Genomic DNA, 20,173 nt, shown 5'->3' on the forward strand with positions numbered 1-20,173 from the left:
AAAAACTAGAATTCGAAGCGCGCGCCCAGGCGTACGCGCCAGACGCCCAGCTGCGCGTTGGCCTGCAGGGTCGGCGCCGTGAAGGCCGTGTAGGAGTACTGATTGCAGCTGGAGCCGGCCTGCTGGGCGCAGGCGACGTTCACCACCGAGGTCAGCGGGTTATAGGTCCGGTACGATCCCCAGTCGCTGTTGATCAGGTTCAGCAGGTTCTCGACGTCGCCGAACAGCTTGAAGCGCGCCGACGACAACAGCGGCACGGGCAGCTCCTGCTCGACGTGCAAGTCGACCTTGAAGTAGTCCGGGTTCTTCTCAGTGTTCTTGCCGATAATGCCCTGGCTCAGGCCATTGGCCTTCACGAAGTCGCGGAACGCCTCATAGACCGCCGTCGAGGCGTAGCTGACCTTGGAGTCGGCGGTGATGCTCGACACGTCCGGCACGTACAACAGGTAGCGGTTGGTGCCGCCGGTCGTCCCGAACAGGGTCGAGCGGCTGTTGGACGAGGTGGTGTTCATCGTCAGGCTGTAGGGCGAGCCCGAACGCAGCTCGCCGAACAGGTTGAAGCGTGTCTTGTAGTTGCCGAAGAAGGCGTGCTCGTAGTCGACGTTGAACTTCCAGTTATCCCGCACCTCATAGCTGGACGTGCCATAGGCCGGCTGGTTCGGATCGCCCATCGGTTGGCCGCCATAGGTGCCGCTGGCGGTCGAACCGCCCGAGGCGTAGCTGCCCATGTCCGACAGCGATTTGACGTCCGAGTAGGTGTAGCTGACGCCCGCATCCAGGCCGAAGTCGAAGGACTTGCTGGCCCGAGCGACGGCGATGATCGACTTGCCCTTGTCGGTGCTCAGCATGGCCAGGTCGCTGTTGGCCGTGTTGGTGTAGGTGTCGGCGTAGATCGGGCGACCGTCGGGCGCCGTCCCCACGCGGGTCAGGCGCAGGTCAGTGTAGTAGGCCGCCGAGTCGGTGCGCCCGTAGAAGAGGTCGCCGCCAAAGCGCCAGCCGTCGCCCAGCCGCTCGCCCAAGTCCGCCACGTAGTCGACCGACAGGTTGGTCTTCCACTGCGCCGGCAGCTTGAAGCTGGGCAGGAAGAACGAGGTCGGCGAAGCCCCCAGGGCGGCGGTGTTGGTCTGCAGGTAGCCCAGCACCAGCGGATCGACCTTGTTGCCCTGCACATTGTTCAGGGCCGCCGCGCAGATCGCGGCCGCGTTGGTCACCGTCACCGGAATGGTGCAGCCGGTGGCGCCGACGGCGCGTCCGATCGTGACCGTGTTGGTGAACACGCCCGCGTTCGAGAAGCTGTTGCCAACGAAGACATCCGGCGAACCGCCGTTGAACAGGCCAAAGCCCCCACGGAGCGTCAAACGGTCAGTCGCCCGCCAGGTCACGCCGACACGCGGCTGAACGACGATATTGCCATCGATATTGGCGTTGTTGGCGAAGCCGTAGCGCGTGACGAACGAGGTCTTCAGCGGCGCCTGGTCGTTCATCTTGTAGCCGTCGAAACGCACGCCGGCGGTGACGTTCAGGTCCGGCGTGATGTCCCAGCTGTCCTGGGCGCCGAAGGTCAGCTGGTCATAGTCGAAGCTGGCGCTGACGTCGGCCAGCGATCCGGTGATCGAATACTGGAACAGCAGCTGGCCAGCCTGGCGGGCCTGGAAGTCGGCCAGGGAGTCGAAATAGTAGGTGCCCAGCGAGTTGGCGACGAAGGTGTTGGTGATCTTCAGCCGGCTGTAGGCCGCATGCACCTTGAAGGCGTGGTCGCCGAGATTGTAGCGGGCGATGAACTCGGCGCCGTACTGCTTCTGCCCGACGATGTCAGCGTGGCTGAACGCTTCGGTGCCGAAGACCAGGCGCGGCGTGCCGGTCTGGGTGCACTGGTTCAGCGAACCGACCGCGACGGGGTCGAGGCAGACGGTGATGTCGCTATAGCCCGGCGAACCGAACGAGATCGGGGCCTTCATCGAGTCGCGATAGTTGACCCGCAGTTCGGTGCTGAACGCGTTGCTCCAGGTGGAGTTGAGCTGCACGGAGTGCGTCTCGACCCGCTCGGGCTCGTGGGTGGCGTAGGAGCCCAGGCCCAGGCCCGGCGAGGTCGCCGACGAGCTGCCGCCGCTGAGGGCCACCGTCTCGCCCTTGTTCTGGATGGTCGAGTACGACAGGCGCTGATTGTCGGTGATGTTCCAGTCGAGCTTCAGCGTCCACTTCTTGTCCGTCTCCGGACGGCTGGTGAGCACGCCCAGCGTGTCGTAGCCGTAGACGCTCTTGGCGATCGAGCTGACCTGGTCGATCTGGGCCTGGGTCAGGTTGGGCACCGCGTTGCCCGAACCGGGCGGGCCGAAGACCGACGGCACCGTCTCGTCGAGCTTCTCATAGGCGAAGGCGAAGAACAGCTTGTCCTTGATGATCGGACCCGACAGGAAGCCCCCATAGGTCTTGGAGGTCATCTCCTGCGCGAAGGCTGCCCCCTTGGACTTGGTGCCCATCAGGTTGTCGTTCGAGTAGGTGTAGGTCCCCGCGCCGGTGAACTTGTTGCCGCCCGAGCGCAGGACGACGTTGATCGAGCCGCCCTGGAAATCGCCTTCGGAGACGTCGTAGGGCGCGATCTTGACCGACAGCTGCTCGACGGCGTCCAGCGGGATGGGCCCCCGCGCGCTGGGCAGGCCGCCCTGGTTCAGGCCGAAGTTGTCCGAGAAGCGCACGCCGTCGACCGAGAAGCGGTTGGTCCGACCGTTCTGGCCCGCGATCGAGACGCCGCGCGTGCTGGGGTTGAACGACGCGAACGGATCGCGACGCGCGATGTCGCGGATGTCGCGCGAGACCGAAGCCACGCTGGCGACGCTTTCGCGGTCGAAGACCGTGACCAGGGGCCCGCTCTTCTCCGCCCGCGAGGCGGTGACCACCAGCTCTTCGACCTGGGTGTCGCCGACGGCGACCGGCAGAAGGTAGGGCTGGCCGACGCTCAGGAAGAGGTTCTGCGAAGTCACGGGCGCAAAGCCCGGCACCGTCACCGTCACCGTGTAGGGACCGCCTGGACGCAAGCCGGTCAGGTTGAAGGCGCCCGCGCTGTTGGTGGTGGCGCTGGCGGTCGTGCCCGAGGGCTCATGCACCGCGGTGACGGCGGCCTTGACGGCGGCGGCGCCGCCAGCAGTCACCGAACCGCGGATCGACGAGGTGGTTTCCTGCGCGACGACCGCTGTCGCGGTGGCCGACAAGGCAAGCGCGATGGCGCTCGCGGCATAGAGATGTCGCATATGTGTCCCCTGAAGATGGTGCGCCGCGGTCCCCCCGTGCCACACCGAACTGAAGCCGTTACGCCCACTGCGCCCTGACCACGCCGCGGTCGCGCCCCCAATCGCGCCAAGGCGCGACGAAGCGCGCGGCGGACCACGAGGTCAGGGTCTCTGACGGTTTCCCCCAGGGTCGGGACGCTTTGCGCGTCCTCGCGGCTGGACCGACCGCAAGGGGTCGGCCCGCCGTTTCAGGTCGCTACTTCCCGTCGCCGGGAATCTTGTCGCGATAGACGGTCCAGTGACCCGACAGCTCGTCGACGACCTTGCCGGCCACCACGTGGGCGGCGTAGGCGGCGGCGTCGCCGACCCCGGCATAAGGACGGTTCATGCTGTCGACCGGCCCCTCCCCCGGGGCCTGCTGCGAATAGTTGCTGGCCGTGCGTAAGACGATCAGGCGGCTGTAGTCAGCCTTGCCCACGGTGGTGAGCCGCCGCAGGGCGTTGGCGACGCCAGTGTCCTCCATGGCGGTCATCACGAACCGGCTCTTGCCGCCGCTGTAGTCGGTCGCCAGCTGGGCGTAGCGCTTGGTCAGCATCGCGCCGTGCCAGTAGGCCTGGCCGGAGATCTCGTCGCCGGTCAGCACGAACGGCGGCTTGGAGCCATTCGGATAGCTGGAGAACCGCGCCCGCGCCGCCTTCAGGGCCTCGGTGTCCGGAAGCTGGACGCCCTTCGTCAGGTCATAGGCCCAGTCGCGCAGCCCGATGTTGAGCGGATAGTAGACGCTGTTGGGGCGGTCGGCGCGCGGCGGCTGGAACGGCGGATAGCCGCCCACCCACTCGGGCGGGGCCTCGCGCGGGTCGACCCACTTGCCGAAGTCGACGTCGATGACATTGCCGATCCACGCGGCCGACCCCGGCGAGGCCTCGTCCGGATTGACCCCGGCGATGGCCGCGATCACCCAATAGGCCTTCGAGAGGTCGAAGCGCGGATCGGTGGCCAGGGCGAAGGTGGTGATGGCCGCATGGTTGGTGCCCACGCCGGTCCGCACGATCAGGACGCCCTTCGCTGGGTCATAGCCCAGCGGCGCGACCCCATTGGGGAAGTCCAGGGTCTGGGGCGCCTGCGCCATCCAGGCCTTGTCCTCCAGCGCATAGGCCGTCACGACGACAACGCGGATCGGAATGGGCGCGGCGGTCGCGGCCGTGCTGGGCGGCGAAGCGGGCGCCTGCGCCAGGGCCGCGGTCGCCGTCATGCCCGCGAAGGCTGTCGCCACCAGAGCGCGGCGTGTCCAGACGGACAGGTTCAACATGATCGCAAATTCCCCAACTCGGCCCCGCAACACTACGCAGAGGGTCCGACGTCGCGGCGGGATCACCAGGACGTTGAAACCCTTGTTTCAGTTGGATGCAACGGCGTCGTGCGGACGCCGGTCAAGCGAGCCTCGGGTGGGAAATAAAATCTTACTTCAGTGTGACGCCGGACCGGGCGCCTGATGCTCGGCCTGCCGCTTCGGACAGCGCCAGGCGCGCCAAAGACGCACGGGCCGTGACGTCCCATCCTCCCTCCGCCTGGCCATCGCGGGCTTGGCGCGACAAGCTGCGAATCTGTCCGGGGGCTGAACAATGCAAGGTCGGGGCTTTCCCAGAGCGCTTAATTGGGCGCTGATTCCGGCGCTGCTCCTGCTGTCGGCGGCCGCGCCTTCACCGCCCGCCTTCGAGGTGGTGGCGCTGGGCGTCAAGGGCGGCGTGGAAGAGCCGACCAGCGCCTATCACATCACCGCGCGCGGAGCCCGGTCCGGCGTCATGTGCGACGCCGGCACGCTCGCCTCGGGCCTTGACCGGGCGGTGCGCAAGGGCAGCTATCCCGGCAAGACCTCGCGCGGCCCGGTGATGGACTCGATCGCCGCCTATCTGATCACCCACGCTCACCTGGACCATGTCGCGGGACTGGTGCTGGCGTCTCCCGACGACACGCCCAAGGCCATCATGGGTCTGCCGCAGGTGAACCAGGCGCTGGCGGATCACTATTTCAACTGGATCACCTGGCCCAACATGGGCGACCGTGGTCCGCCGCCGCGTATCGCCAAGTATCACTACAGGGACCTGCAGCCGGGCGACGAGCCTGCGTCGATCCCCGAGACCGGCATGACCGTCACGGCCTACCCGCTGTCACACGGCGGCGTGACGTCGACCGCTTTCCTGCTCCGCAGCGGAGAAGACGCCTTCCTCTGCCTGGGCGACACCGGACCCGACGCGGTCGAGCACGCCAGCAGCCTGGCGGATCTTTGGCGCGCCGTGGCCCCGCTGGTGCGGCAAGGGCGGCTGCGGGGCATGTTGATCGAGGTCTCCTATCCCGACCCGGTCCCGGACGCCCGGCTCTATGGGCACCTGACCCCGATGTGGCTGAACACCGAGCTGCAGACCTTGCGTGGCCTGACGCAGGACGACGCCCGCATGCGCGCCCTGCCCATCCTGGTCACGCACATCAAGCCTTCCGGGGCGCCAGGCTCGAGCCGCAAGGCGGTCAAGCGGCAACTGGAAACGATCGGCTTCTTCAACTTCGTGATCGCGGAGGAAGGACGCCGGTACGGGCTCTAGGTGAAGAGCACGATCTTACTGCGTGAACTCAAGGCACGGACTGAGCGGCGGATTGGCAGCCGGACGCGCCATTGGCTTCGAGGCGCCAAGACATCATCACCTGTGTGCGCATCGCCGATCTGGACCTAAGATCACTGTGCTCATGTAAAGCGAAGGGGAAGTCGTGCGTTTCTCGTCAATGGTCCTGGCAGCATTGTTGCTGCCCACAGTCGTCTCCGCCCAGACCGCGCCCGACCCGGCCCGGCTCAAGGCCGACGTCACCAAGCTGGTGAGTTTCGGGACGCGGCATACGCTGTCCGACCCCGATCATCCCACGCGGGGGATCGGCGCGGCGCGGCGCTGGTATGCCGACGAAATGAAGCGGATCGGCGCGAAGTGTGGCGGCTGTCTGCAGGTCTCGACCATCGAGCGTGTGTTCACCAACGACCGTGCGCCCAAGGGTGTGAACGTGGTCGACGTCCTGGCCGTCCAGCCCGGCCGCGATCCCAACCGCGTGGTGATCGTGCAGGGTCACATCGACAGCCGCGTGACCGATGTCATGAACTTCACCAGCGACGCGCCGGGCGCCAATGACGACGCCTCTGGCGTGGCGCTGGTGCTGGAAGCGGCGCGGCTGCTGTCGGGCAAGAAATTCGACGCCACGATCGTCTATGCGGCGCTGTCGGGCGAGGAACAGGGGCTACTGGGCGGGACCCTGCTGGCCGAGACGGCGAAGGAGCGCGGCTGGAAGGTCACCGCCGTGCTCAACAACGACATCGTCGGCAATACGGTCGGCCAGAACGGTGCGCGCGTCGCTGACCGAGTGCGGGTGTTCTCCGAGGGCATCCGGGCGATCGAGGGCGTCCCCGAACAGCTGGTGCGCCGCGGCAACGGCGGCGAGGACGACGGCCCCAGCCGCGCCCTCGCCAAGGCCGTCGACCATGTGGCGCAAGGCATCCCGGGCGGCCTGGACGCCTTCGTGGACCGGCGGCCCGACCGCTTCGGCCGCGGCGGCGACCACGAGCCCTTCCTCAAGCTGGGCTATCCCGCGGTCCGCTTCTCGGTAGGCATCGAGAACTACAACCAGCAGCACCAGGACCTGCGCACTGCCGGCGGCGTCGAATATGGTGACACGGTCGACAAGATGGACTTCCCGTACCTGGCCAAGGTGACGGCGATCAATGTCGGGACTATCGCCCGCCTGGCGGCCGCACCGGCCGCGCCCGACGAGGTGCTGCTGCGCGGCGCCCTGGGCAGCGACACGACCGTGTCCTGGACCGCCGTACCCGGCGCGGCGGGCTACCGCGTCCACTGGCGTCGCAACGATAAGCAGGACTGGACCGACCATCGGGATATCCCGGCCGGCGCGACGGAGACCACGCTCAAGGACGTGATCGTCGATGACGTCTTCATCGGCGTGTCGGCGCTGTCGTCCAGCGGCGACGACAGCATCGTCACCTTCGGCGGACGCGCCCCGCGACGCCAGTAAGTCCCTGGATCCGAATAAGATTGAACCCGCGCAGGCTGACCCGCGCGGGTTCTTTTTTGCCTCAGCGACTGCCTAGAATTTGAAGCGCGCCCCCGCTCGGTAGGAGCGGCCCAGCAGGTCGTAGGGCGCGCTCGTGCCGAACGAGGTGCCGCTGCTGGGGATCGGTTCGGGATCGCGGTCGAACAGGTTCTCCACCGCTGCGAACAGCGTCACCCGTCGGCCGCCGATGGTCACGTCGTAGTTCTCGGCCAGCTCGACGTACCAGACCGGGTCCACCTTGTTGAACGCCTCGGGAATGCCGGTGCGGCTGGTCTCGGGCTGGTTGGTGATCTTGCCCTTGCCCAGGTAGCGGGTGGTCAGGGTCGTACGGCTGGCGCCGACGACGTAGGTCGTGGTCAGCATCCCGCGCCACTTCAAGCTCGCGAAGGTGCCCAGGGTCGGCGGCGCGACGTCGCCCGGCAGGATGGTCTCGTCCTTGAGCCGCTGGGAGACCAGCAGGCGGAAGTTGACGGCCCCGGGCAGCGACTTGCTGAACCGGTCCAGCGTGGTGCGGTAGCCCAGTTCGTAGTCGATCCCCTCGACGGCGACGGTCTGGGCGTTGATGCCGCTGGTGTAGATGGTGGCGTTGACCAGGTTGGTCGCGCCCGGCGCCTTGACGATGGAGTCGCAGGCGGCGGGGTTCTGCGGCCGGTTGAAGCCGTAGCACATGTCGATGATCTGCTGCGCGCCGACCGCCGTGATCGCGTCGGCGATATCGATCTTGTACCAGTCCACCGACAGGCTGAGGCCGGGCGCCCAGTGGGGCTGATAGACGCCGCCTGCGGTCCAGGTGTCGGCGATTTCCGGCTTCAGGTTCGGATTGCCGCCGCTCAGGGTGATGTTGGGCACCTGCGGGCTGCCGGTCTGGGTCCGGTCCAGATAGGCGTTCACGAACTGGCTGCTGGGGGCGAACAGGTCGTTCAGGTTCGGCGCGCGGATATCGCGCGAGCGGGTGCCGCGCAGGCGCAGGTCGTCATTGATGTCCCAGGTCAGCCCCGCCTTCCACGTCGTCACCGCGCCGCTGGTCGAGTAGTCGGTCCGACGGATCGCGCCATTGAGCTCCAGGCTCTTGGCCACGACGGTGTCCTTCAGCAGCGGGACCAGGGCTTCGCCGAAGACTTCCTTGACGTTGTAGCCGTTGCTGCCGCCCTTGTAGTTGCCGACGTTCCACAGCGACTGCAGCGAATAGGCGTCGGCCGTCGAGGAGAAGGTCTCCTTGCGATACTCGAAGCCCGCGGCGATCGAGACCGGCCCGGCCCAGGTCGAGAACGGGCTGTACTGGCCATCGATCGACCAGACGTCCTGATTGAAGTCCAGATCCTGCCGCGTGCGCAGCCCCTCGGCCGCGCCCGTGACCCAGGCGATGGACGCCGCGCCCAGCGAGCCCTCGCCAAACAGGTTCATCGGCACGCAGCCGTTGGTGGGATTGGCCAGGGTCGAGCGGCAGATCGCGGCGCCCGCGGCGACGCCGGCCACGCCCCCGGTCGCGGGGTTGGCGATGACGTCGATCGCCCGGTTGAAGCGGTCCAGGATGATGTTGTTGTCGCGGGTGTACCAGACCTTGCTGTGGCCGTGCTGGTAGTAGGCCCGCCACCGGCCGCTATCCAGGAAGCGGCCGTCCAGCGCCGCCAGGATCCGGTCCTGACGCCGGTAATAGCCGGCCTCGCCGATATGCGTCCCCGGCGTGTTGATCATGTCGTAGAAGAGCCGGCTCATCTGGAACGTCGTGACGCCGGCCCGGTCCATGGCCTGTTGCGCCGCGATCGGCAGGAACGGATTGGCCCTGTTGATCGTGATCGCGGTGGCGCCCTGACGGTTATAGACCGCCGACCAGTTGACGGTGTCGTTGCCGGCGTAGCTGGCCTCGAAGGTGGCGGTGATCTTGTCGGTCAGCTCGAAGCTGGCGCGGCCAAAGAGGCTCCAGTGCTCATCGTCGGGCAGCAGGGCGCCGCGGATGGGCATGGACTCAATAGTGCCGCCGGCCTGCACCTGGCCTTGCTGGATCGGACCGAAGACGAAGTTCTGGATCGTCCCGCCGGGACCGAAGGCCATGCCCATCAGCGGTCCGGACGCGACCACGCCGCCTGGGGTGCTGTTGTAACCCGCGTCCGTGCGGACGATCTGACCGGGCTGGCCGTTCGTGGCCGTCCAGTTCGGGTTGTTCATCAGGCGCAGCCCCGGCTGGAACCAGTCGCGGGGATCGTCGTAGAAATCGATCCGATCGCCCTTGTAGTAGTTCCCGCTCAGCAGGACATGGCCACGGCCGCTCGCGAACTTGCGGCCATAGGCCAGGTCGGTCGAGACGATCTCGCCGTCGCCGTGGCCGGTCTTGCTGTAGTTGACGCCGCCCTTGAGGCCGGTGAAGCCGGTGTCGAGGATGAAGTTGACGACGCCGGCGACGGCGTCCGAGCCATAGGCCGCCGAGGCGCCGCCCGTCACGACATCGACCCGCTGCACCAGGTTCTGCGGCAGCATGTTGACGTCCACGGCCGGAGACATGCCCGAGCCGACCACGCGGCGGCCATCCAGCAGCACCAGCGTGCGGGTGACGCCCAGGTCGCGGGCGCTCAGCTGGTTGGCGCCACCGGTGGCATTCGCGAACAAAGTTGTCGTGCGCGGCGTGTTCCCCGTGCCCATCGAGGGCAGCTGGGTGATGTAGTCGGCGATGTTGGTCGGGTTGCGCTCCTGGATGTCCGCCGCCGACAGCACGGTGGTCGGAGTCGGCGCTTCATTGCCGTTGCGCACGATGCGCGAGCCGGTGACGACCACCTCTTCGACCTGGCTGACCTCCCCCTGTTGCGGGGCAGGCGCGCCGGTCGCCTGGAGGGCCAGCTGGAGGATCTCGGCCTGTTCGGCCGCGGCGGCCGGGTTGGCCGCAAGGCTCAAGGCGGATCCCGCCGCGATGGCGACGCCGGTCAGAAGGCGTCCCCGGAGGCTCTTCAACATATCCAATTGCAACATGACTCAGCCACTCCCCGATACAAACGTTACAAGAGTAACGCTGTTACGCCACAAATCCGCCATAGATTGCGGAGGCGTCGGGTCGTCGCCGTCGAGATGGCTTCGCGCCTAGAGATTGAACATTTCGGGCGCCGCACAACGTCGATTGTGTGCAGGCGGCGCCCTCGAACGTCGCTGATGTCAGCAGCCTCCGCCGGTCACCGGATTGCAGCGCGCGCCGCCCTTGAAGGGCGCGACATGGTAGTCGTTCCCGAACAGGTTCGGCGCCTGATAGTAGTCGGTCGAGACCACCTGCGGGCCGGCGGCCAGGGTCGTGTCGCGACGGCCGGTGTCGTTGCGGCGGGCCTCCTCGGTGTCGATGTCCGAGCGCGAGCGGACGATGTAGCCCTTCTTGACCAGGGCCGTGACGGCCTTGGTGTCGGCCAGGGCGTTGTCCTCCTGCATGAAGGCCGCGTGGGCGTCGCCCGGCTTGGAGTCGATGAACGCCGCCCTCCCCTTCAGCGCCGCATGGCCGTCGAGATAGGCCGCCAGGTACTGCTGCTGGCCGGCCGGGCTGAGCACCAGGAAGATGAACTTGCCGCGCGCCTTGGCCACGGTGGGCCAGCCGCCGGCCAGCACGGCCTCCTCCAGCGTCGCATGCGCGCCGCGCACGTCGTCGGGCGTGATCAGCTTGTCGCGGCCGATGATCTCCAGGATCGAGCGGTCGAATTCGTCCCAGGCGGCGGCGTCGAACGGCAGCACCTTGACCGCGCCCGGCAGCGGCAGGGCCCCGGCCTTGGGCTCGATGATCATGAACACGGGCGTGTGGCCTGAATTGGCGTCCGACCACTGGCGCAGGTCCTTCAGGCACAGGCGGAAGGTCGGGCACTGGCTGCGCACGTCGATGTCCGACATGTGCAGGACCTTCAGGCCCGGCTTGTCCATGTCCTGGGTCAAGAACGGCGCGAGATCCGTCTCGCCCTTCTGGCGCAGCACGCGATAGGCCATCGGGTCGGCGAAGCGGCCGCCTTCGGGGTCGTGGTGCAGGTCCAGCTCCACCGAGCGGATCCCGGCCGAAAGCTGGGTCGACAGCGGCGGCTCGACATAGGCCAGGGTGCGGCGGATGTCGGGCGTGGAGCCGTTGGTGAACTCCGACTCGTAGGCCTTTCGCTGCTCGGGTGTCAGGCGCGCCAGCACCGCCTCGATGGCCGCCGTCACCTGCGGCGCGGCATAGTCGAGGACACGAGGGTCGGCCGGCAGGTGATAGCTGTTGTGGGTGCCGATCACCTGGATCTGGTTCAGTTTCAGGGCGTCGAGCTTGTCCTGAGCGACGGCGGGAACCGCCAGGGCCAGGGCCGCCAGCAGGGCGAGGGTTTGGGTCTTCATGATCAAATCTCCTAGCGGCGGACGGTCAGGCGGACGCCGACGAAGCGCGGGTCGGCGCGGATGGCGGTGGGGACGCCGAAGCTCTTGCCGGCGTTGCCCATGTCGCGAACCCAGTCCTTGTCGAGCAGGTTCGTGCCATAGGCCTCGACCGCCCAGCGGCCGTCGGAGGCTTCCAGGCCGGTGCGCAGGTTCAAGAGACCGAAGGCCTCCTGCTGCTCGCTGGGCAGGTTGTCGCTGTTAAAGAAGTAAGCCGACCGGTGGGCGTATGTGCCCCGCAGATAGGCCGAGAGCTTGTCGCTGATCGGCTGGGTCCAGTCCGCGCCGACCGAGAAGGTGTTCTCCGGCGCCAAGCGGAAGCGGTTGCCCGACAGGTCGTAGACCACGCCCCCGACCCGATCCCGGAAGTCCTGATACTCAGTGTGCAGGAAGTTGTAGCCGGCGAAGACCCGCAGGGTGTCGGTCAGGCGCTGGTCATAGCTGGCCTCCACGCCCCAGGCCTTGGCGGCGCCGGCGTTGACCGTGCCCTGGGTGATGTCGAGGCTGAGGGTCTGGAAGTTGGTGTAGTCGTAGTAGAAGGCCGAGATGTCGAAGCTGCCGCCGGTGATCGGCGCGCGGCCCTTGGCCCCCAGCTCATAGCTCCAGATGGTCTCGGCCTTCACCGGCGAGGGCGTGGCCAGCACCGTGGCCGGCGTCGGGTTGGTGATGTTGATCTGCGGATAGCCGCCGCGCACGCCCTTGGCGACCGAGCCGTAGAGGTTCACCGCCGGGGTCAGCTTGTAGACCACCGCCAGGCGCGGGGTGAACGCCGAGAAGTCGCCAGAGGTGGTGAAGGTCTGGCCCTTCGAATTACCGAGCAGGCCGTTGGGCACCGCGATCGGCGCGCGGCCGTCGCGCGACATCACCGAAGTGGCGGCGGCGAGGTCGGCGTCGTCCCAGGCCTGGCGCACGCCCAGCTCGACGGTCAGGCGCTCGGTCACGTCCAGGCTGATATTGCCGTAGAGGGCGGTGCTGGTGCGCTTGCTGGCGATCTTCTTCAGCGAGTCGATGCGGGTCGACACCGGCAGGAAGACACCGCCGCCGACAGGGATGGCCGGGACGGGCGTCAGCCGGGCCGGGAAGCCGCCGACCAGATACTGCTCGTTGGCGCCCAGGGTCAGGCCGTCATGCACCACGTCGCGGAACCAGCTGCCGCCGAACTGGGCGCGCAGCTTGCCGCCATTGTCGAAGGCGAAGCGCAGCTCCTGGCTGTCGCTTTCCTCGCGTTGGTCCTCGCGACCATAGAGGAAGTTGTAGCTGGTGCCGTCCGGGTCCCAGCCGTTGTCGAAGTCGATCTTGCGCCAACCGGTGATGCTGTTGATCGTCCAGTCGCCGCGCTTCCACTCGCCCAGCAGGGTCAGCGTACTGACCTCGCGGTCGAACTTGTTCTCCATCGGGTTCTGGGCCGCGGTCGAGAAGGCGCTGGTGTCGCCGCCCGGCGAGGGCAGCGCGATGGCCTTGGCCACCGTGTCGCCGTCCTGGTCGCGCTGATAGCCGGCCACCAGGTCGAAGGTCAGGTCGTTGATCGGACGCCAGCGCAGCGACAGGCGCGCGGCCCACAGGTCGTCGTCGTTCAGCTTGTGGCCCGGATCGGCCAGGTTCTCCATGTAGCCTTCGCGCTCGCGGCGGCGCACGGCCAGGCGCGCGGCCAGCTTATCCTCGACGATCGGCGCGTTGACGATCGCCGTGGCGCTATAGGCCTTGTAGTTGCCGGCCTGGCCCTCGAACTGGACCGAGGCCTTGTCGAGATCGGCCATGCGGGTGCGGATCGAGAACGCGCCGACCGCCGCGCCGCGTCCATAGAGCGTGCTCTGCGGGCCGCGTGCGATCTCGACGCGGTCGATGTCGTAGAGCTCGCTGAGCGAACCCTTGGTGCGGCTGGAGTCGACGCCGTTGACGAAGATCGAGATGCCCGGCTCCGACGCCGCGTCGGCGGTCGGGGCCTCGATGCCGCGGATCACATAGCTGGGCGAGCTGTCGTTCTGCTGCTGGATCAAGACGCCCGGCGTCAGGCTGGCCACGTCCTCCCACGAGCGCAGGTCGAAGCGCTCCAGGGTCTCACCCGAGAAGGCCTTCAGCGACAGCGGCACGTCCTTGGCGGCCTGCTCGCGGAACTGGGCGGTGACGACGATCTCCTCGATCTCGCTTGCCTTAGGATCAGCAACGGTCTGAGCGTGAGCCGCGCAGGCCAGGCCCAGGGCCGCCAGCGAGACCGATGCGGTCAGGGTGTTGCGTCCGCTTCGTGTCTTGATGATTTTCATAGCCTACCGTCCGCCTTGACGCTAAATACGTAACGGTGACGTAACGATAATAATCTTCAATCCGGTGAAGCGTTGATGGCGGTTTCAAGACAAGACGAGACGACGGTTTCCGAAGCGCCGCGTGGCCGGGGTCGGCCGCGCGATCCCCAGGTCGAGCGCGCCGTCCGCCTGGCCGTCTGGGAGGCGCTGGGCGAGGTCGGCTATGACCGACTGACCATGGACGAGGTGGCGCGCCGCGCCGGTTGCTCGAAACCCGCCCTCTACCGCCGCTGGCCCGGCAAGCAGCCGATGGTGCTGGAGGCCCTGCAGGGCTTCATCGAGGACACGGTGCGCGCCCGCCCCGTGCGCATGGGCGAGCCGCTGGAGAGCCTGGTCGACTGGGTGGCGGGTCTGGTGATCTTCCTGTCGGGTCCGGGCCGCCGGGCGCTGCTGGCCCTGTCCCAGGCTCGCGCCGCCGAGCCGGAGCTGGCCGACGCCCTGGACCGGATCGTCGATGAAGATCGGCCCAAGTTCGCCGTCGCCCTGCGTACAGCCTGGGGCCAGGACACCCCCGACGACGCCATCCACCGGGCGATCGACGCCTTGCTGGGCGCGGTGTTCTGGCGCGTGGCGCTGATGGGCCGGACGATGTCCGAAGCCGAGGTCAAAGCCCTTTGCGAAGACGTGCTGCGCATGCGCCCGGCCGTCTAGCAGCCGAGGCCAGAGCTAACGCCTCTCGGGTCGAAAGCAGTCTTGTCGGGCGCCCCGAACGATCCGGACGCGGATCTCCACAGAGCTTGAGCGTGGCGCCCGCCAGGACTAGGCCAAGGTTCGCACCTTCGGCTCGCGATCCCAGAACCGCTTGGCCGCCGCCGCGATGAAGTCACCGCCCAGGTCGGTGACGCCCTCGTCCGGCTCAACGCCGGCCTTGTCGAGCAAGGGCTGGGCGGCGTCGCTAGCGCCGATGGCTTTCAGGTGACCGAAAGCGTCCATGACGAATTGGACGGCGGCGACTTCCTTGAGCAGGGCCGCGCAGCCCTCCTCGGACAGCACCAGCGCGATGGCGTCCACCGTCACCGACGGCGTCCCGGCCAGCTGGCCATCGGCCGGGATCAGGGTCCCGTCCGCGCCTTTGGCTCCGCCGATCTTCGGCGCGATGACCTTGGCCACGGCCCCGGCCTTTTTGATCGCCGCCTTCAGCTTGTCGACCGCCTTGGCGTCCGAGCCGTCGGCCACCAAAACCCCAATGACGTGGCCCTTGATGTCGGCGGGCTCCAACGGTCCGTTGATGATCCGGAGGGCTGGCGACAGCGCCAGGTCCTGGACCGGAACCGCCGCCTTCGAGGCCTTGGGCACAGGCATGTTCAAGCCCGCGCCGACGCGCTTGGCGAGGTCGGGATCGACATTGACGAGGTTGGACAGCATCCGTGTCCGCACCGCCTCGATGCCGACCTTGGAGAGTTCGAACACCAGGGCCGAGGCCAGATGCGCCTGCTCGGCCGGATCCAGCGAACGGAAGAACAGCCGCGCCTGGCTGTAGTGGTCGGCGAAGCTCTCCGGGCGGACCCGCAGCTTCTCCGCGCCCAGGTCGGCGCCGACGCTGGTGGTGCGGAAGCCGGTGACCGGACATTCGCGCGGACCGCCCTCCTCTCCCGCTGTCTCGGCGAGGCTGTTGGGTTCGTAGTTGGCGCGGCCCTTGGGTTGCAGCATCTGCATCATGCCGTCGCGCTGGAAGTTCATCAACGGGCACTTGGGGGCGTTGACCGGGATCTGATGGAAGTTGGCCGTGCCCAGACGGCTCTTCTGGGTATCGAGATACGAAAACAGCCGCCCCTGCAGCAGCGGGTCCTCGGTGAAGTCAACGCCGGGCACGATGTTGCCCGGGCAGAAGGCGACCTGCTCGGTTTCGGCGAAGAAGTTGTCCGGATAGCGATCCAGCACCATCCGTCCGATCGGCTGCACCGCCAGCACCTCTTCCGGAATGATCTTGGTCGGGTCCAGCACGTCGAACGGCAGGCTGTCGGCGAAGGCCTGGTCGAAGGCCTGGACGCCCAGCTCCCATTCGGGGAAGTCGCCGCGCTGGATGGCCTCGAAGAGGTCGCGGCGCTGGAAGTCGGGATCGGCGCCGGCGATCTTCACCGCCTCGTCCCAGATCGTCGAGGCCACGCCCTGCTTGGGCTTCCAGTGGAACTTGACGAAGGTCACCTTGTCCTTGGCGTCGACCAGCCGGAACGTGTGGACGCCAAAGCCCTGCATGGTGCGCAAGGAGCGCGGGATCGTCCGATCGCTCATCGCCCACATGATCATGTGGGTGCTCTCGGGCATCAGGCTGATGAAATCCCAGAAGGTGTCGTGGGCGCTGGCGGCCTGTGGGTAGCCGCGATCGGCCTCCATCTTCACCGAATGGACCAGGTCGGGGAACTTCATGGCGTCCTGGATGAAGAACACCGGAATGTTGTTGCCGACGAGATCCCAGTTGCCCTGCTGGGTATAGAACTTCACCGCGAAGCCGCGCACGTCGCGGGGGGTGTCGACGCTGCCCGCGCCGCCAGCCACGGTGGAGAAGCGCACGAAGACCGGGGTCTTCTCGCCTGGGCGCTGGAAGAGGTCGGCCTTCGACAGTTTCGCCGCGCCTTCATAGGCCTCGAAATAGCCGTGGGCGGCCGAACCGCGGGCGTGGACGATGCGCTCGGGGATCCGCTCGTGGTCGAAGTGGAAGATCTTCTCGCGAAGGACGAAGTCTTCCAGCAGCACCGGCCCGCGGGCTCCGGCCTTCAGCTGGTTCTGGTTGTCGGAGACCCGGATGCCCTGGTTGGTGGTCAGATGACCTTCAGGGCTGTGCGGACCGCCGTCCGGCACGCGCTGATGGGTCTCGTCGCCTTCGCCGCGCTCGGTGATGAAGCCGTCGTCCATGGTCGCCTCCTCGAAGCCCGACGTTCGGGTCGAGGGCCAAACCCGTGCTGGCCGGGGCGGTTCCGTGACTAAACCTGCGCAGCATCCAACTGCCGTCGTTAGCGCTCTGCCGGAAACTGGACCTTCGCGAGGCCTAGCGCCCAAAAAGAGACGGCCGGCGCTTTCGCGCCGACCGTAGGGGAGGTCGTTCAAGCTTGGCGGCAGGGGTGAAGGACCTCCCGCCAAGCCGGGGTCCGACTAGAACCGAGCGGTCACGCTGGCGTAGACCACCCGGCCCTCGACATCGTAGGTCGCCGAGAACGTGTTGTTCGACGGCGCCGACGAACCGACGATGGGCGGGTTCTTGTCGAACAGGTTGCGGACGCCGGCGGTGACCGAGATGTCCTTGGTCACGTCATAGGCGCCGGTCAGGTCGAAGTAGCTCTGCGCCTTGATCACCGGCGTGGTCAGCGTCGCCTTGTCGGGGAACGCCGCGCCGAGGCGCTTGGGCAGCAGGTAGGTGTCGACCGTCACTTCGCCGATGTAGCGGTGACGCAGGCTGAGCGTCGCCGGGCCCGAGCGCCAGGTGATGCGCGTCGTGCCCTTCCATTCCGGGATCGGCTGGCCGCAGGTCGGGCCGAACGAACCGACGCAGTAGTTCTTGGTCGCCGGCAGCGCCTGGACGGGCGTGGCGGTGAACTCATCGGTGTAGGTGAAGTTGGTCCCGATATCGAAGCGGCTCTCGCCGAACGGACCCCAGGCCAGGTTGAAGCGGTAGCTGGCGTCGAAGTCGACGCCCGAGGTCTTCAGGCCGCCGGTGTTGCCATTGGTGGTGGTGACATAGCCCGGCGCGGCGATCTGGCCGGTCAGGGGATCGCGGGTGATCGCCTTACAGAACACGCTATTGGCGTCCTGGATGGTGTTGTAGCAGAGGCTCAGGGTGTTCGCGATGCCGCCGCCCAGGGGCGCGATGGCGCCGTCCAGGTTGATCTTGAAGTAGTCGACGCTGAGCGCCAGGCCGGGCGCGAAGCGCGGCTGCAGCACTAGGCCGAAGGTCGTGGTGTCCGACTCTTCGGGACCAACGTTCGGGTTGCCGCCCGAGACCTGGTTGATGAAGGTGTTGGGCTGCACCGACAGGGTGAAGACCGAGGCCGTCGGCACGCCGGTGGCCACGCAGATCGCCCGCACCGCCGCCGTCTGCTGGGCCGTCGGCTGGCGGCTCGAGCAAGGATCGACCGCCGAGGGGCCGCTGGTGGTGTTGCCGCCGAAAAGTTCGCCCACGTTCGGCGCGCGGATGGCGTGCTGGAACTGGCCGCGCAGGGTGATGTCGGAGATCGGCGCATACTCGCCGCCCACCGAATAGGTCCAGACGCCGCCGACGCCGGCCAGGTCGTAGTCGGAATAGCGGAAGGCGCCGTTGACGCTGGCGCGCTCGCCCAGGGGCGAGTCCTTCAGCAGCGGCACGCGGACTTCGCCGTAGACTTCCTTCACCGACTCCGAGCCCTTGGTCGGCAGGGCGGCGTTGAAGCCGGAGACGTCGCCGGAGGCCAGGAAGCTGTCGGGGACGAACCGCGCCGAGGCCTTGCGGTATTCGGCGCCGGTGCTGAAGTCGATCGGGCCGGCCCAGGTGTCGAACAGCTCACCGGCCAGGCTGGCGGCCAGGACCTGCTGCGAGGACTCCGTATAGTTGGTCGATGACACCGCGATCGAGCTCGCGCCCTGCGGCGACAGGTTGGCGCCGAAGATGTTGAGCACGGGCGCCGCGCCGCCCACCGACAGCAGGCCCGCCTGGAACTTGCTGAGCGAAGCCGCCCCGCTGGAGATGCTCGTGTCGGTGGTGCGCGTGTAGGTGTAATAGGCGTCGTACCGCAGATTGCGCAGGAAGCCCTCGGAAACGCTGCCCACGTCGCCGCGCAGGCCGATCGCCGAGCGGAAGGCCGAGCGATCGGCGGTGTTGAGGCGATTGCCCACGTCGGGCAGGCGGCGGTTGACGTTCAGGACGGCCAGGCCATCGCCCGCCGTGGTGGTCAGCGAGGACGTGCCGTTGGTGACCCGAACCGTGCCGGTTTCCGCCAGATCGAGCTGACGCAGCACGTCCTGCAATTGGGGCGTCAGATAGGGATTGTTGGTGTTGAGCAGGAAGTTGCCGCCGATGCCGCTGGGCGGCAGCTGCATGGAGACGCGGTTGTTGCTGTAGTGGGCCTCGGCATAGCCCGTCATGTGCGAATTGAAGTCGTAGTGACCGGCCAGGTTGGCCATCCAGCGGCGCTGGGGAATGACCAGATAGGCCGCCGGACCCAGATCGTAGTCGTCGCCGGGCGTAACGGCCGGCCGGGCGACCTTGCCCGCGTTGTCGAAGGTGAAGCCGCGCGAGCCCATGCCGCCGAGCCCCGCTGCGGCGAGCGCGGCCGTCAGGCCGGGGCTCGAGGGCGATCCGACGGTGACGAAGCGGCCGTTGGGAATGGTGCCGCTGCCACCGAAGATCAGGCCCGGCCGCCCTCCCGCCGACACGCAGGTCTGGCCGGCCGCAATGGCCTGCGGCGTGCCCGGACGCGTGGCGCTCCAGGTGCCGGCCGTAACGCAGCCATCGGCCATGCTGGGCGTGGCCCAGCCGCCGCGGTCGCCGCGCGTGTAGCCGCCGCGATCCAGGTAGTTCAGCGCCACGACGACATTGCCGCGATCGTCGGCGAAGTTCGCGCCGAAGGTCAGGTCGGCCGTGTAGGTCTTGGTCTTGGTGTGGGTGTCCTGGCGAGCCTCGCCGGTCAGCTCCACGCCCTGGAAGTCGTCCTTCATGATGAAGTTGACCACGCCGGTGATCGCATCCGAGCCATAGACGGCCGACGAGCCGCCGGTGACGGTCTCGACGCGCTTGATGAGCGCCGCGGGGATCGTGTTGATGTCGGTCGTCTGGTCCGGCCCGGTGATCGTGAAGCGCCGGCCATTGACCAGCACCAGGTTACGCTGGGCGCCGAAGCCGCGCAGGTTCAGCGTCGCGGTCCCGCCCGGCACGGTGTTGGCGGTCGGCCCGTTGTTCTGCGACCCCAGGAACTGGGGCGTGTCGTTCAGCAGCGTCTCGACGTTCTGCGTGCCCGAAAGACCGATCTCTTCCGCGCCGATCACGGTCACCGGCGTCGGGGCCTTGAATCCCCGGGCCGACAGGCGCGAGCCGGTCACGACCACCTCGGTCACGGTGTCGCTCTCCGCCGCCGCCGGCGCTTGGGTTTGAGCTTGTGCCAGCGCTGGCACAAGCATGGCTGCCGCTAGCGCGATGGCCGTTTCACAGCCCATGAACAGGCGTTGTTTGTGAGTGTTCTTCATAGTCCCCTCCCGTAGGTACCGCTATCATTT

The 20,173-nt window shown here is 67.5% G+C and carries 10 protein-coding genes; 3 read left to right on the plus strand and 7 right to left on the minus strand.

Translation table 11 applies throughout. The features are described 5' to 3' along the window. Positions 1 to 5: 5 nt before the first annotated feature. Both AC1RRR_RS05745 and AC1RRR_RS05750 read right to left on the minus strand, forming a co-directional pair. Positions 6 to 3,248 carry a TonB-dependent receptor gene (locus AC1RRR_RS05745; RefSeq protein ID WP_492811248.1) on the minus strand — a complete coding sequence of 1,081 codons (3,243 nt, stop codon included), beginning with the start codon at positions 3,246 to 3,248 and terminating at the stop codon, positions 6 to 8. Between the two features lie 235 nt (positions 3,249 to 3,483). Next, positions 3,484 to 4,536: a hypothetical protein gene (locus AC1RRR_RS05750; RefSeq protein ID WP_492811250.1), complete on the minus strand. Its 1,053-nt coding sequence runs from the start codon at positions 4,534 to 4,536 to the stop codon at positions 3,484 to 3,486. A 313-nt stretch (positions 4,537 to 4,849) separates the two neighbouring features. Here AC1RRR_RS05750 and AC1RRR_RS05755 point away from each other — a divergent pair, with 313 nt between their 5' ends. Further along, the gene (locus tag AC1RRR_RS05755; RefSeq protein ID WP_492811252.1) at positions 4,850 to 5,824 is read left to right on the plus strand and encodes an MBL fold metallo-hydrolase; all 975 of its coding nucleotides are present in this window, start codon (positions 4,850 to 4,852) and stop codon (positions 5,822 to 5,824) included. A 163-nt stretch (positions 5,825 to 5,987) separates the two neighbouring features. Then, the gene (locus tag AC1RRR_RS05760; protein WP_492811254.1) at positions 5,988 to 7,292 is read left to right on the plus strand and encodes a M20/M25/M40 family metallo-hydrolase; all 1,305 of its coding nucleotides are present in this window, start codon (positions 5,988 to 5,990) and stop codon (positions 7,290 to 7,292) included. Positions 7,293 to 7,364: 72 nt separating this feature from the next. Here AC1RRR_RS05760 and AC1RRR_RS05765 read toward each other — a convergent pair whose 3' ends face one another. The 3 genes from AC1RRR_RS05765 to AC1RRR_RS05775 all read right to left on the minus strand — a co-directional run bounded on the left by AC1RRR_RS05765 (position 7,365) and on the right by AC1RRR_RS05775 (position 13,954). Further along, complete coding sequence (locus tag AC1RRR_RS05765; RefSeq protein ID WP_492811256.1) at positions 7,365 to 10,217, minus strand: TonB-dependent receptor plug domain-containing protein; 2,853 nt, start codon at positions 10,215 to 10,217, stop codon at positions 7,365 to 7,367. Between the two features lie 255 nt (positions 10,218 to 10,472). After that, on the minus strand, positions 10,473 to 11,657 hold the full coding sequence (locus AC1RRR_RS05770; protein WP_492811258.1) for a Ca2+-dependent phosphoinositide-specific phospholipase C: 1,185 nt from the start codon (positions 11,655 to 11,657) through the stop codon (positions 10,473 to 10,475). An 11-nt stretch (positions 11,658 to 11,668) separates the two neighbouring features. Continuing rightward, on the minus strand, positions 11,669 to 13,954 hold the full coding sequence (locus tag AC1RRR_RS05775; RefSeq protein WP_492811259.1) for a TonB-dependent receptor: 2,286 nt from the start codon (positions 13,952 to 13,954) through the stop codon (positions 11,669 to 11,671). Between the two features lie 75 nt (positions 13,955 to 14,029). Here AC1RRR_RS05775 and AC1RRR_RS05780 point away from each other — a divergent pair, with 75 nt between their 5' ends. Beyond that, positions 14,030 to 14,644, plus strand: coding sequence for a TetR/AcrR family transcriptional regulator (locus tag AC1RRR_RS05780; protein WP_492811261.1), 615 nt, complete (start codon positions 14,030 to 14,032; stop codon positions 14,642 to 14,644). A gap of 108 nt (positions 14,645 to 14,752) precedes the next feature. On the opposite strand, the gene AC1RRR_RS05785 is transcribed toward AC1RRR_RS05780, so the two are convergent. Both AC1RRR_RS05785 and AC1RRR_RS05790 read right to left on the minus strand, forming a co-directional pair. After that, the gene (locus AC1RRR_RS05785) at positions 14,753 to 16,846 is read right to left on the minus strand and encodes a catalase (protein WP_492811263.1); all 2,094 of its coding nucleotides are present in this window, start codon (positions 16,844 to 16,846) and stop codon (positions 14,753 to 14,755) included. Positions 16,847 to 17,083: 237 nt separating this feature from the next. After that, a complete protein-coding gene (locus AC1RRR_RS05790) occupies positions 17,084 to 20,143 on the minus strand; it encodes a TonB-dependent receptor domain-containing protein (RefSeq protein ID WP_492811265.1) in 3,060 nt (1,019 codons plus the stop codon). Positions 20,144 to 20,173: the final 30 nt, after the last annotated feature.

The sequence above is a fragment of the Caulobacter sp. GW821-FHT12D05 genome (assembly GCF_058807295.1).